Source organism: Mucilaginibacter sp. UR6-1 (genome assembly GCF_020880975.1).
In the GTDB taxonomy this organism is placed as follows: domain Bacteria; phylum Bacteroidota; class Bacteroidia; order Sphingobacteriales; family Sphingobacteriaceae; genus Mucilaginibacter.
In genome coordinates, this window is the sequence record NZ_JAJIWP010000002.1 from 193,798 (window position 1) to 207,937 (window position 14,140).

Below are 14,140 nucleotides of genomic sequence, written 5' to 3' on the forward strand. Positions count from 1 at the left end.
ACACAATATAATAAAACACTAAAAAACTATGGCTCAATATGATTTTGGCATTGTTGGATTAGGCGTAATGGGCAGAAACTTACTGCTTAACGTAGCCGACCATGGCTTTGCCGCCGCAGGCTTGGACGTTGACGCTGAAAAAGCAAGCGCTTTTGAAAAAGCGGCTAAAGAAGGTCAGCAGGTAAAAGGTACCACCTCTGCCGAGGAATTTGCTGGTTCAATAAAAACGCCGAGAGCGATAATGCTGCTGGTGCCTGCCGGTAAACCGGTTGATGCCGCTATACAAACCCTGTTACCCTTCCTTGAAAAAGGCGATATCGTTATTGATGGTGGTAACAGCTATTTCCCTGATACCGACCGCCGCGTGGCTGAACTTGAAGAAAAAGGCATTCACTTTTTCGGCATGGGTATATCAGGTGGTGAAAAAGGTGCCCGTTTCGGCCCGAGCATGATGCCGGGTGGCGATAAAAACGCTTACGAGCGCCTGCGCCCTGTATTTGAAGCCATTGCCGCTAAAGTTGATGGCGAGCCATGCGTGGCCTACCTGGGTAACGGCTCTGCCGGTAACTATGTAAAAATGGCGCACAACGGTATTGAGTACGCGCTGATGCAACTGATCTCTGAAAGCTATGACCTGCTAAAACGCGGTCTGGGCTTTGCGGATGCCGAGCTGCAACCCATATTTGAGGAGTGGAACAATACGGAACTTAAATCATTCCTGATCGAGATCACATCAGATATCCTGAAGAAAAAAGATGAAGGCAGCGATGAGCTGCTGGTAAACTTTGTGTCTGACCGCGCCCGTTCAAAAGGTACCGGTAAATGGACATCGCAGGATGCCATGAACCTGCAGGTTCCGGTTCCGGTTATTGATGCCGCCGTAACCATGCGAGATTTATCGGCCTACAAAACCGAAAGAGTTAAAGCCGCTGAATTATTAAAAGTAACGCCAACCGAAATAGGTGCTGTTGATAAGCAAAAGTTTGTAGCCCAGCTTAAAAATGCCTACTACTTTGCCATGATAAATACTTATGCGCAAGGCCTGGCTCAATTGTTCGTAGCTTCAAAAGAGTATAACTACGATCTTAACCTTGAAGAGGTGGCCAAGATTTGGCGTGGTGGCTGTATCATCCGCGCGGTATGTTTAGAGGATTTCCGCAAGGCATTCCAAAAGCAACCGGGCCTGTCAAACATTCTGCTGGATGAAGAGATTGGCGCTACCCTGCTTGCAAAACAAGGTGACACCCGCGATATTATTAAGATAGCTATTGATAAAGGTATTCCGGTACCGGCGTTTATGGCCTCATTAAGCTATTTTGATGGTTATCGCAGTGCAACCCTGCCAACTAATTTGGTACAGGCGCAGCGCGATTATTTTGGCGCGCACCAGTACGAACGTACTGACCGCGAAGGTGTATTCCACACCGAGTGGAAATAGTACGATAACAAATTCATACCAAACAATCGCAAAAAATGAAAACGGTTAAAAATGACCATCCGGTAATTATGGTGATATTTGGCGGTACAGGTGACCTTGCCAAACGTAAGTTAATACCGGCATTATATAATTTATACCTCGAAAACTGGCTGCCCGAAAATTTTGCCATTATTGGCCTGGGCCGTACCGAACTTACAGACGACCAGTTCAGGGAGCGCCTGCACGAGGGTTTAGGTGAGTTTTCGCGCAGCGGAGCACCTGACCCGGAAAAGTGGGGAGTTTTTAAGGAATCTATCTCTTACTTTCAATCCAACATCAACGATGAAAAATCGTATGCTGATTTAAATAAGAAGATGGAAGGCCAAAGCAAAACCTGGGGCGTACGTGCCAACAGGTTGTTCTACCTTTCGGTAGCGCCGCAGTTTATTGAGGCGGTTACCGTTAATATTAAAAAAGCAGGTTTGGCGGCTGATATTGAGCGCGACCGCATGGTGATTGAAAAGCCTTTCGGCCACAACAAGGAAACCGCTATCGAGCTGAACAAGCTGCTTACCCGTACTTTCAACGAGGAGCAGATCTACCGTATTGACCATTACCTGGGTAAAGAAACGGTGCAGAACATCCTCGCTTTCCGTTTTGCCAATACTTTGTTTGAACCACTTTGGAACCGTAATTATATTGATTACGTGCAGATAACCGTGGCCGAACAGGTAGGTGTTGAGGATCGTGGTGGTTACTACGAAGGCTCAGGCGCTTTGCGCGATATGATACAGAACCACCTGCTGCAGATACTGTGTATGGTGGCTATGGAACCACCGGCATCATTTAAGGCTGAGGAAGTGCGTAACCGCAAGGTTGATGTGATGCGTGCCGTTCGCCGTATGAAACATGATGAGGTGAACAAATATGCCGTACGTGGCCAGTATGGCGAAGGTTGGCTGCAAGGTAAAAAAGTGCCGGGCTACCGCCAGGAACAAGGCGTTAACCCGCATTCAAATACCGAAACTTTTGCCGCTATCAAGTTCTTTATTGATAACTGGCGCTGGCAGGATGTGCCGTTTTACCTGCGCACCGGTAAACGTATGCAGGATAAAACCTCATCAATCACCATACAGTTTAAACCGGTGCCGCACTCAACATTCCACGAACGCCAGTCGGACAACCTGATGGCAAACCGTTTAACCATCAACATTCAGCCGCAGATGGATATACGCCTACGTTTTATGGCCAAAAAAACCGGCCTTGAAATGGAGCTGAACCCTGCCGATATGATATTTGATTACGATACCTGCTCAACACAAACACCGGAGGCTTACGAAACCCTGTTGCTTGATGCCATGCGGGGTGATGCTACGCTTTTTATGCGATCTGACCAGGTGGAGGAAGCATGGGACGTGATCACGCCGATTTTGGAGGTATGGGAGTCAAGAGAATCATTGGATTTTGCGAACTATGCCGCCGGATCATGGGGCCCTGAAACCTCAGAGGCGCTTATTGCCCGCGAAGGCCATATCTGGGCGTTGAACATACATGGTAACGACCGTAAAAAAGACTGCTAAACATGATAAGTATATTTAAAGATAACGTAGAGCTTTGCACCGCCCTTGCCGATCTGTTTATCAGTACCGGTACATCGGCAATTGCTAAAAACGGCAGGTTTACCGTGGCGCTTACAGGTGGTTCATCACCCGTAACGCTGCACAAAATACTGGCCCAGCCCGAATACCAGGATCAGCTTGACTGGAACAAGGTATTTGTATTTTGGGGCGATGAGCGCTGGGTACCGTTAACAGACGAGAAGAGCAACGCTAAAATGGCTTTTGAAACCCTGCTTAACCATGTGCCTATCCCTAAGCAAAACATCTTCCCGATGTGGAGCGATGATAAGGATGCCAAGGCCTATGCTGCCGATTATGAGCAGATACTAAGGGGCTTTTTTGGTGAAGATGAAGCCAATTTTGATCTGCTGATATTAGGTATGGGCGAGGACGGGCATACTGCATCATTATTCCCGCATACCGAGGTGCTGCACGAACGTACCAAGTGGGTGGATGCCTATTACCTGGAGCCACAGCAAATGTACCGCATAACCCTTACCGAGCCTTTTATTAATAAAGCGCAAAAGGTAGCGGTGTTGGTATTTGGTGCCAACAAGGCATCGGCACTGCATGAGGTTTTAGAGGGTGAGCGTAATTTTGAGCAATACCCATCACAACTGCTTGCCCCGGCAAGCGGCAAACTGATGTGGATGGTTGATGAAGGCGCGGCCTCAAAACTAACTGACGAAGCAAAAGCATCTAAATAAAAACGGTAATTTATACTAATGGCAGCAAATAATAACGAGATAGTAATAGGAATAGATGTTGGTGGCACAAATACCAAGTTTGGCTTAGTTAACGAGGATGGCGAAATTCTTGAAGAAGGCCGGATAAAAACTACCGATTACACTACCGTTGAATTGTTTGTTGATGCATTGTATGAAAACATTAGTCCGCTTATTAAAAAGCACGGTGATAAAACCGTAAAAGGTATTGGTATGGGCGCGCCTAACGGTAACTTTTACACCGGTTGTATTGACCATGCACCCAATTTGCCCTGGGGTAAAGATGAAGTGCCGCTGGCTAAGCTGATGACGGAAAAGTTTGATCTGCCTTGCATACTTACCAATGATGCCAATGCCGCTGCCGCGGGCGAAATGCAGTATGGCATAGCCAAGGGCATGCAGCACTTTATCGAGATTACGCTTGGTACCGGTGTTGGTAGCGGTATTGTAGTTAATGGTAGTTTGCTTTACGGCTGCAACGGTATAGCCGGTGAACTGGGGCATACCATCATAAGGCCGGGCGGGCGTAAGCACTGGTCAACAGGCTCACGTGGTTCGGTTGAAGCATATTGCTCGGCAACAGGCATTGTGATCACCGCTAAGGAGCAGTTGAACAAGAAAGCCTACCCGGATAGTAAATTACGCCAGGTAAAGGTTGATGATATTACCGCCAAGGTAATAAACGAATGCGCTTTACAGGGCGATAAACTTGCCCAAAAGGTATACCAAATTACCGGGCGCATACTGGGAGAGGCTTTGGCTAATTTTGTAATGTTTTCATCGCCGCAGGCCATAGTGCTGTTTGGCGGAGTTATAAAGGCGGGTGATTACTTGTTAAAGCCTGCTAAAAAGTATATGGAACTTAACCTGCTCCCTGCCTTCAGGGGGCGGGTTAAGTTACTTTTAAGTGATTTGAAAGAAGCTGATGCCGCTATTTTGGGTGCAAGCTCGCTGGTTCAAAAAAGTAAGGCTACCAGGGCTGTCCATCCGGTTTGATGACCGGCCCCAAGGCCCTCGCCGGTTTCGGGGTTAAAGTATTCAAAAAACGGGATGTACTGTTTAAACTGTTCATCAAAGTTAAACTTTAAACGGCCGCCATTTACCGGGCGCTCTCCGCGCTCATTGGTTAAAAACAAATTTTGCAGGCGCTTACTCAGTTCATCTGCTATTTGTGAAAGCGTAAGGTATTGACCTGATCGGGTAGGATACTCCACCTTAAAATCATCAGTATAATATTCATGAAAATGCCTTAACGAACATATTATAAGGTAATTTAACGGAAACCATACCGGCCCGCGCCAGTTGCTGTTACCGCCAAACATGTTCGAGTCACTTTCGCCCGGAATATATTTTACCGAATAATCAGCACCGTTAAGCATGTACTTGTAAGGCTGGGCATCATATTTTTTTGATAACGACCGTATGCCGTAATCCGACAAAAATTCTTCCGGGTCAAGCATCCGTTTTAGTAGCAGCTTCATGCGGTGCCCCCGCAGTAATGAAAATAAATGTTGATCGCCATTTACATCACGCCAGCGGCTCACCAGTTCTACCAGGTCCGGCCGTTGCTGTTTAAACCATTCCAGCCTGTTTATCAGTTCAGGCAATTGCTGCCATTGATTCTCCTTAAATACACTCACGGCAAACAGGGGTATCAAACCCACTATTGATCGTAATTTTAACCGCTCCCAACTGCAATTCGGCTTTTTGAGCAGGTCATAATAAAAACCGTCCTCATCATCCCACAATCCCTCAGTTTCCTCGCCCATGTTGGCGATAGAGCCCGCTATATACATAAAATGCTCAGCAAATTTAATAGCCATGCTCTCGTAAGCTTTGTTGTTGATGGCCAGTTCCATAGCCATACGCATCATGTTGAGGGCATACATGGCCATCCAACTGGTGCCGTCAGCCTGCTCTAAAAAGCCGCCGCCGGGCACGGGCTGGCTGCGGTTAAAAATGCCAATGTTATCCAGTCCTAAAAATCCGCCCTCAAAAATGTTATTCCCTTCGCTATCCTTACGGTTAACCCACCAGGTAAAGTTGAGCAGCAGTTTTTGAAAAACACTCTCCAAAAAAAGCTGATCGCCTTTGCCTGTCGCCGCTTTGTCCATCTCGTAAACCTGTAAGGTGGCAACCGCCTGAACGGGTGGGTTGGTATCATTAAAATCCCACTCGTAGGCTGGTATCTGCCCGTTTGGGTGCATGTGGTTCACGCCTATGAGTATCTGCAACTGCTTTTTGGCCAGGCCTGCATCAATAGGCGCAACGGCAATGCAATGGAAGGCGTGATCCCAGGCGGCAAACCATGGGTACTCCCAGGTATCGGGCATCAGTAAAATATCCTCGGCCACAAAATGCTTCCAGTTGGCGTTTCGGCCTTTACGCCTGCCGGCGGGTGGCACAGGTTTGCCGGCATCGCCATCAAGCCAGCGCTTTACATTAAATTTGTAGTATTGCTTGCTCCAAAGCAACCCGGCCCAGGCCTGGCGCTGTACCAGGCGCTCGTCCGGTGTTTTTGCATTGGTTTGCTTAGCTGCGTAAAACTCATCAGCTTCGGTTATGCGTACACTAATGGTTTCATCAAAATTTGTAAAAGGGGTATTGGTAGCCAGTCTGCTTAAACGTAACCGAACTATTGCTTTACCACCCGCCTCTAACTCAAAATGGTGCCAAACAGCGGCTTTGGTTCCGGTTTTTCCGGGGTTTACCGCGTCGGTTTTGCCATTTACAATATAGTCGTTAAAGCCATCCTTAACGTAAGGTGCTTCGTTATCAGTTTTATACAGGCGGCGTCGGTTGGTTTCGTTATTGGTAAACAGGGGATCGGCAGCTTCTTCAAAATACAGGTAATATGTGCCTGTTGCAGCCGATGTTAGCTCAAAAGCGTTTTTACCGCTTGGCTTTATGGCCGGTTTTTCATCCGCGCCCAGCCAGGTTTTACGAAACCATATTTGCGGCAGCACATCAACACTGCTTTTTTCACTACCGCGATTATAAATGGTGTATTGTATCAGTACATCGTCATGATCAGCCTTAACATATTCCGCGAATACATCAAAGTAGGCGTTGTTGTCAAATATACCGGTATCTATCAGCTCAAATTCAGGCTTATCCTTGCCTGCGGCAGCATTCTTTTGTATCAAAACATCGTAAGGGTAGGCCTGCTGCGGGTATTTGTACAGCATTTTCATGTAGGTATGTGCGGGTGTATTATCCAGGTAGTAATACAGTTCCTTTACATCCTCACCATGGTTGCCCTCGTGGTTGGTAAGCCCGAAAAGGCGCTCCTTCAATATCGGGTCGCGGCCGTTCCAAAGGGCAAGGCTCAGGCAAATGTGTTGTTTATCATCACATATACCGGCTATACCTTCTTCGCCCCAACGGTAAGCCTTGCTGCGTGCCATATCATGCGTAATGTAATTCCAGGCATCGCCATTGGCGCTGTAATCTTCGCGCACGGTACCCCATTGCCTTTCTGAGAGGTATGGTCCCCATTTAAGCCAGTCGGTTTTTCCTTCATAATGCTCTTTAAGGCGTTGTTCTTCTGTAGTTTCAGGCATAAAGTATTGGTATATAGATGTTAGCAGCATACACGGCGGTTAAATACCGCAATAGCTAATTACTGCAATAGCAACATAAACAAATATCATCAAGTTGTCAAATAAGTATGGTTTTTCATTTGAAATTTCTGTTTAATCTAAATGTTTAACATTTTTGTCTAACAATTTATGGCGACACGAGATACTGGTACTGAACAACTTATAAAAGACACCGCAAAACGTGTGTTTTTTGCAGAGGGGCGTTTGCATGCCACCACACAGGATATTGCTGATGCGGCAGGTGTAAACCGTACACTGGTAAATTACTATTTCCGATCAAAGGACAGCCTGATAAAACAGGTGTATGAGGACGGGATGAATGACCTGAGCGCAAGGCTTATGCAGGTTATGGAAACTGACAGGCCTTTTAAGGAAAAGATAGAGGATTTTATAGATGTTTTTATGGCCGACTCGATGGAGTATCCGTATCAGGAAACTTTTTTGATAACCGAGATGAATACCCGTGGAAATATATACCACAAGGATAACATGAGTGAAAAGGTGGAAATGTTTTCGAGGCAGATACAGGCCGAGATGGATGCGGGCAGGCTTGAAAAAATGAACCCTATACATTTTTCCATCAACATGTTTTCAATGCTGATTTACCCGCTGATTATGAAACCCATGTACAAGCAGTTTTATAACCTTGATGAAGACCAGTTTAACAAACTGATGCTTGAGCGAAAGGAAATGACCTGCAACATGCTCTTTAAAATGTAATACTAAAAAAATCAACCAAACTAATCAAATAACAAAGTCACTAAATATCATGCACATATATCAATTTTCAAACATTACCATGAGGGCTAAAGCGTTTATAGTTGCCGGTTTAGGTTCGGCAGTTCTGCTATTATCAGCATGTGGCGGCGGCCAGGAGCAGGGGCAGGCAGCAGCGGGTGCAGCTCAACCGCCGCAAAGTTTCCCGGTATTTACCATCACCCCGCAAAACACGGTGATCAATGCCACTTACCCCGCTACCCTTGAAGGGCAGCAAAATATTGAGATACGACCAAAGATAGATGGTTATATCGAGCAGATCTATATTGACGAGGGCAGCGTGGTTAAAAAAGGCCAGTTGCTTTTCCGTATCAATGCGCCGCAATACGCCCAGGAGGTAAATACTGCTGCCGCGGCTATCAGTAGTGCCGAGGCTGATGTTAACGCGGCTAAACTGCAGGTTAACAAAACCCGTCCGCTGGTAGAGAAGGGCATCATCAGTAAATTTGAACTGGAAACCGCCGAGTTGACCCTGCAATCACGCCAGGCAGCGCTTAAACAAGCTAAGGCAACCTTATCAAATGCTAAAACTAATGTAGGTTATACTACAGTAACCAGTCCGGTTAATGGTGTGGTTGGCGCTATCCCTTATAAATTGGGTAGTTTGGTAAGCAGTACTACTGCTGAGCCTTTAACTACAGTATCAAATATTGGTAAGGTATACGCTTACTTTTCATTAAACGAAAAGCAATTGCTTGATTTTGCAAGGCATAATAAAGGCAAAACGCTTGATGATAAATTAAAGCAACTGCCACCAGTAACATTAACATTGGCTGATGGTACCGAGTATCCGGAAAAAGGCAGGGTTGAAACCGCTAATGGATTGATCAACACCTCAACCGGTTCATCGCAGCTAAGAGCGACCTTCCCTAACCCGGTTGGGCTTATCCGCAGCGGTGGCAGCGCAACTATCAGTATACCGCAAACTATTACTAACGGAGTGCTGGTTCCGCAAAAATCAACCTTTGAGTTACAGGGCAAACGCTTTGTATATGTGGTTGATAAAGCCGGTAAAGTAAAAAGCACCGAGATAACAACCGTTGAAGCACCTGCCGGCCAGTACTTTGTAGTTACCGAAGGTGTTAAGGCCGGTGAAACTGTAGTGTTTGATGGTGTGGCCAGCCTGCAGGAGGGCATGACCATACAGCCGGATACCAAAGGTGGCGAAGCCGCTTACAAAGACGTAAAGTAATAACGAATTTTTAAGGGTACTGATGTGCCCTTGCAACCTCAGCACAACAAAATATGTTACGCAAATTTATTGAAAGGCCGGTACTCTCAACCGTTATATCGGTCATCATAGTTATACTGGGTATACTGGGGCTAACCACGCTGCCAATATCCCAATACCCCGACATTGCGCCGCCAACGGTGCAGGTTTCGGCATCATACACCGGCGCGAATGCCGAGGTGGTGATGAACAGTGTTATTGTACCGCTTGAAGAGCAGATTAACGGTGTGGAGAACATGACCTACATGACCTCCAAGGCCGCTAACGATGGTACGGCAACCATTACCGTTTACTTTAAACTGGGTACCGATCCGGATCTTGCCGCCGTTAACGTGCAGAACAGGGTATCAAAGGCAACCCCGTTATTACCTGCCGAGGTTACCAAGGCGGGTGTTACCACCAGCAAGCAGCAAAGCAGTATGGTGATGGTATTTGCGCTGCAAAGCTCCAACAAATCATTCGATCAGACATTTTTGCAGAATTACGCCGCTATTAACGTATTGCCGCAGGTAAAGCGTATAAATGGTGTGGGTGATGCTATCTCCTTCGGATCGCAGGATTACTCGATGCGGATATGGCTGAAGCCGGATGTAATGGCCACTTACGGCCTGATACCTGCCGATGTTAACGCCGCACTTGCCGAACAGAATATTGAAGCCGCGCCAGGTAAGGTGGGTGAAAACAGCAAGCAATCTTTCGAGTATGTACTTAAATATAAAGGCCGCTTAAAAAAGCCTGCCGAGTTTGAGAACATCGTTATCCGCTCAGCCGGTAACGGGCAGTTTTTGCGCCTTAAAGATATTGCCCGTGTTGAACTGGGCGCGTTAAGCTACAGTGTTACTACCGAAACCAATGGCGAGCCATCAATAGCGCTTGCCGTGTACCAGGCAGCCGGATCTAACGCGCACGAGATGATCGAGCAAATAGATGAAACACTTGCGCAAGCCTCAAAAACATTTCCGCAGGGTGTAACGGTAACACACATCTTTAGCGCGAACGACTTTTTGGATGTATCTATCGAAAAGGTTATCCATACGCTTATCGAGGCATTTATCCTCGTGTTTATCGTGGTATTTATCTTCTTGCAGGATTTTCGCTCAACGCTTATTCCGGCCATTGCCGTGCCGGTAGCTATTGTGGGTACTTTCTTCTTTTTGCAACTGTTCGGGTTTACCATCAACTTGTTAACCTTGTTCGCGCTGGTGTTAGCCATAGGTATTGTGGTGGATGATGCCATCGTAGTGGTTGAGGCTGTACACGCCAAGCTGGATAACGGTGCCAAATCAGCAAAAAAAGCTACCATCACCGCCATGAACGAGATCAGCGGGGCGGTAATATCCATCACCCTGGTAATGGCCGCGGTATTTATACCGGTAACTTTTATCACCGGTTCTTCAGGCGTGTTCTATAAGCAATTTGGTTTAACACTGGCTATCTCTATTATTATATCGGCTGTTAACGCGTTAACACTGAGCCCTGCCTTGTGTGCCCTGTTATTAAAACCGCATCCGGAAGGTGAGCATCATAAAACAGGTTTACTTAACCGTTTTTATGCCGCCTTTAACGCCGGGTTTGATGCCGTTACCGAAAAATATAAACGTTCGGTTGGTTTCCTGTCTGTTAAAAAATGGATAGCGGTTGTTGGTATAGCCGTGTTTGCGGTTTTATTCTGGTTCCTGTTAAAAACTACGCCAAGCGGTTTCGTGCCCGATGAGGATCAAAGCTTTATTATGGCCGATATCAGCTTGCCGCCGGCAGCATCGCTGGAGCGCAGTATCGAGGTATCAAACCAAGTGGGTAAAATGGTACAATCACTGCCCGAGGTTGAATCGGTTACGCGTGTTGCGGGTACCGGTTTGCTTAGCGGTGCCGGTGGTTCATACAGTATCTTATTCATTAAACTGAAGGATTGGTCAAAACGTGAAGGTGCCGAGCATACCGTAAAAGCCGTTACCGGTAAAATGTTCGGGATGACGGCCGGTATCAAATCAGCCAAGATCATCTTCTTCGCGCCACCATCATTACAGGGTTTTGGTAACAGCAGTGGTTTTGAGCTGCAGTTGCAGGATCGTACGGGCGGCAGCATAGCCGACTTTATGGCGGTGAACGGCAAATTCCTGGGTGCATTGAACCAACGCCCCGAAATTCAGTATGGCGCTACCTTCTTTAATACCAACTTTCCGCAATACGAGGTGGATGTAAACGTAGCTAAGTGTAAAGACGCTAATATTGGCGTTGATGCAGTACTGGGTACGCTACAAGGTTACTTTGGCGGTTTATATGCCTCAAACTTTAACGAGTTTGGTAAACAGTACCGTGTAATGATACAGGCTGATGCCGGTTTTCGTGCCAGCCCGGAGAGCATGACTAAGATATTTGTGCGTACCAATGATAATGTAATGGCACCGATATCAGAGTTTGTTACCCTGAAAAAGGTATATGGTCCGGAGTCTATCAGCCGTTTCAACCTGTTTACATCAATATCAATTACCGGTGCACCTAAGCCTGGTTTTAGTACGGGTGATGCCATTAAGGCCGTACAGGAAGTAGCCGCGCAAACCTTACCTACCGGTTACGGCTACGAATTTTCAGGCCTGAGCCGTGAGGAGATCTCAAGCGGCAGCCAAACAGTGTTCATTTTCGCGTTGTGCCTGGTGTTTGTATACTTCCTGCTAAGCGCGCAGTACGAGAGTTATATATTGCCTTTCGCGGTATTATTCTCCCTGCCCGTTGGTTTGGCGGGTGCGTTTTTATTCGCCAAGATATTCGGTGTACAAAATAACATTTACCTGCAGATTACGCTCATCATGCTCATTGGCTTGTTGGCCAAAAACGCCATCCTTATTGTGGAATTCGCGGTAATGCGCCGTCGTGCAGGTTTGAGTATAGTAGAGGCTGCCATTGATGGGGCTGTAGCACGTCTGCGTCCTATCCTGATGACCTCGTTCGCGTTCATCCTGGGTCTGGTTCCGCTGATGCTGGCATCTGGCGCGGGTGCTGAGGGTAACCGTTCTATCGGTACCGGCGCGGTAGGTGGCATGCTTATCGGTACGGTGTTCGGTGTATTCGTTATCCCGGCGCTGTTCGTGATCTTCCAAACCTTACAGGAACGCATAAGCGGCAAACCGGCACCTGAAGCTGATGACGACGATGATACCGAAGATGTTAAACAACCGGTATTGTAATAAATTGTATTAAAGATAATTATCACAAACAATGATCAAGAGATATAAATGGCCGGTACTTGCAGCGCTTTCAGCAACGATGATCATCTCATCGTGCGTTACCAAAAAGTACCAGCAGCCAAACCTTAACGTACAAACGGATAAGCTGTATCGGGATACTACGGTTACTGATACTGCCTCAATAGCCTCGGTACCTGTTGAGCAGTTATTTGCCGATACCGTTTTGCAGGGACTTTTAAAAGAGGGTATTCAAAATAACCTCGATCTTAAAACTGCCGTGCAGCGCATCAATTCGGCATATGCAACTGTACAGCAAACCAAGGCCGCGTTTTTCCCGAGCTTATCAGGCAACGCGCAGATAACCCGTACCAAGCAATCTGCCGCCGGATTGAATTTTCCGCCGGAAATTGCGAATTCGTTCATATTAACCACAACCACCCATCAATTAGGTTTAAGTACCAGTTGGGAGGCAGATATATGGGGTAAGCTAAGCAGTTCAAAACGTTCGGCATTGGCCAACTTTTTTGCTACCGATGCCGCCAAGCGTGCCGTGCAAACACAGTTGATAGCTGATATTGCCAACAACTACTACAGCTTGCTGGCGCTGGATAAGCAATTAGCTATTACCGAGCAAACGCTTAAAAACCGTATAAGCGATGTGGAAACCATGAAGGCTTTAAAGGAGAGCGCTATAGTAACAGGTGCAGCAGTTGTACAAAGCGAAGCCAACCGTTATGCCGCCGAGGTTACCATACCCGACCTTAAACGCAGCATCCGCGAAACAGAGAATGCTTTAAGCATATTGCTTGCCCGCACACCGGGTGCTATAAAGCGTTCATCGCTTGATGAGCAAAAGCCTTATACTGATATGCAGGTGGGTATTCCATCGCAATTGTTAAAAAACAGGCCCGATGTGCAGCAGGCAGAGTTTGCCTTTCGCAGCGCATTTGAGAACACAAATGTAGCCCGCACCTATTTTTACCCGGCCTTAACTATTACGGCGCAGGGTGGTGTATCATCATTAAAGATCAAAAACCTGTTTGATAACTCTATATTTTACAGCATTGTTGGCGGTTTAACCCAGCCGATATTTGCCAAAGGCGAAAACCGTGCAAGGCTACGCGCCGCCAAAGCCGAACAGGAGCAGGCTTATTATGCTTTTCAGCAATCGGTGTTAACTGCGGGTTCAGAGGTATCAAACGCTTTGTATTCCTACCAAACCGCGGTTGAAAAACAAACATCACGTACCAAGCAGTTAGAGGCACTGCAAAAATCAGTTGATTTTACAAAGGAGTTACTGCGTTACAGCTCGGCAACAAATTATACCGATGTGTTGACATCAGAACAAAGTTTACTATCAGCACAACTAAGCAGCGTAAGCGATAAATTACAGCAGTTGCAGGCTATAGTTAACCTGTACCGCTCGTTAGGTGGTGGCTGGAAATAAAAACATGGCATTGTCAAAATGACAACAATATTTAACATTCGTTTAAAATATTGCAAAGCCATGTTCGTCTGCAATACCGTATGGTAAATAACCATGCGGTATTGTAATTATCTTTGGGCACCTTTTTGCCGAGAGGT

Annotated in this window: 9 protein-coding genes; 8 read left to right on the forward strand and 1 reads right to left on the reverse strand. The window is 46.6% G+C overall.

The annotated features are described in order from the left end of the window. The first annotated feature begins 28 nt into the window (after positions 1–28). The 4 genes from gndA to LJ707_RS06120 are packed head-to-tail and all read left to right on the forward strand — an operon-like array spanning position 29 to position 4,757. Complete coding sequence (gene gndA, locus LJ707_RS06105) at positions 29–1,438, forward strand: NADP-dependent phosphogluconate dehydrogenase (protein WP_228949925.1); 1,410 nt, start codon at positions 29–31, stop codon at positions 1,436–1,438. 35 nt (positions 1,439–1,473) lie between these two features. Continuing rightward, positions 1,474–2,997, forward strand: a complete 1,524-nt coding sequence (gene zwf / locus LJ707_RS06110) for a glucose-6-phosphate dehydrogenase (protein WP_228949926.1) — start codon at positions 1,474–1,476, stop codon at positions 2,995–2,997. A 2-nt stretch (positions 2,998–2,999) separates the two neighbouring features. Beyond that, entirely contained in the window at positions 3,000–3,743 is a 744-nt protein-coding gene (pgl, locus tag LJ707_RS06115; RefSeq protein WP_228949927.1) for a 6-phosphogluconolactonase, read from the forward strand. Positions 3,744–3,761: 18 nt separating this feature from the next. Then, the gene (locus LJ707_RS06120; RefSeq protein ID WP_228949928.1) at positions 3,762–4,757 is read left to right on the forward strand and encodes an ROK family protein; all 996 of its coding nucleotides are present in this window, start codon (positions 3,762–3,764) and stop codon (positions 4,755–4,757) included. Here LJ707_RS06120 and LJ707_RS06125 read toward each other — a convergent pair. Continuing rightward, positions 4,718–7,324: a glucosidase gene (locus tag LJ707_RS06125; RefSeq protein ID WP_228949929.1), complete on the reverse strand. Its 2,607-nt coding sequence runs from the start codon at positions 7,322–7,324 to the stop codon at positions 4,718–4,720. The genes LJ707_RS06120 and LJ707_RS06125 overlap by 40 nt on opposite strands. A gap of 168 nt (positions 7,325–7,492) precedes the next feature. Between LJ707_RS06125 and LJ707_RS06130 the strand changes: the two genes are divergently transcribed. From LJ707_RS06130 to LJ707_RS06145, 4 genes are read left to right on the forward strand one after another with little or no spacing between them, the layout of a single operon-like run. Beyond that, complete coding sequence (locus LJ707_RS06130; RefSeq protein WP_228949930.1) at positions 7,493–8,083, forward strand: TetR/AcrR family transcriptional regulator; 591 nt, start codon at positions 7,493–7,495, stop codon at positions 8,081–8,083. Between the two features lie 49 nt (positions 8,084–8,132). Further along, positions 8,133–9,332, forward strand: coding sequence for an efflux RND transporter periplasmic adaptor subunit (locus LJ707_RS06135; RefSeq protein ID WP_228949931.1), 1,200 nt, complete (start codon positions 8,133–8,135; stop codon positions 9,330–9,332). A 53-nt stretch (positions 9,333–9,385) separates the two neighbouring features. Then, positions 9,386–12,556, forward strand: a complete 3,171-nt coding sequence (locus tag LJ707_RS06140) for an efflux RND transporter permease subunit (protein ID WP_228949932.1) — start codon at positions 9,386–9,388, stop codon at positions 12,554–12,556. A 31-nt stretch (positions 12,557–12,587) separates the two neighbouring features. Further along, the gene (locus LJ707_RS06145; protein WP_228949933.1) at positions 12,588–14,003 is read left to right on the forward strand and encodes an efflux transporter outer membrane subunit; all 1,416 of its coding nucleotides are present in this window, start codon (positions 12,588–12,590) and stop codon (positions 14,001–14,003) included. Positions 14,004–14,140: the final 137 nt, after the last annotated feature.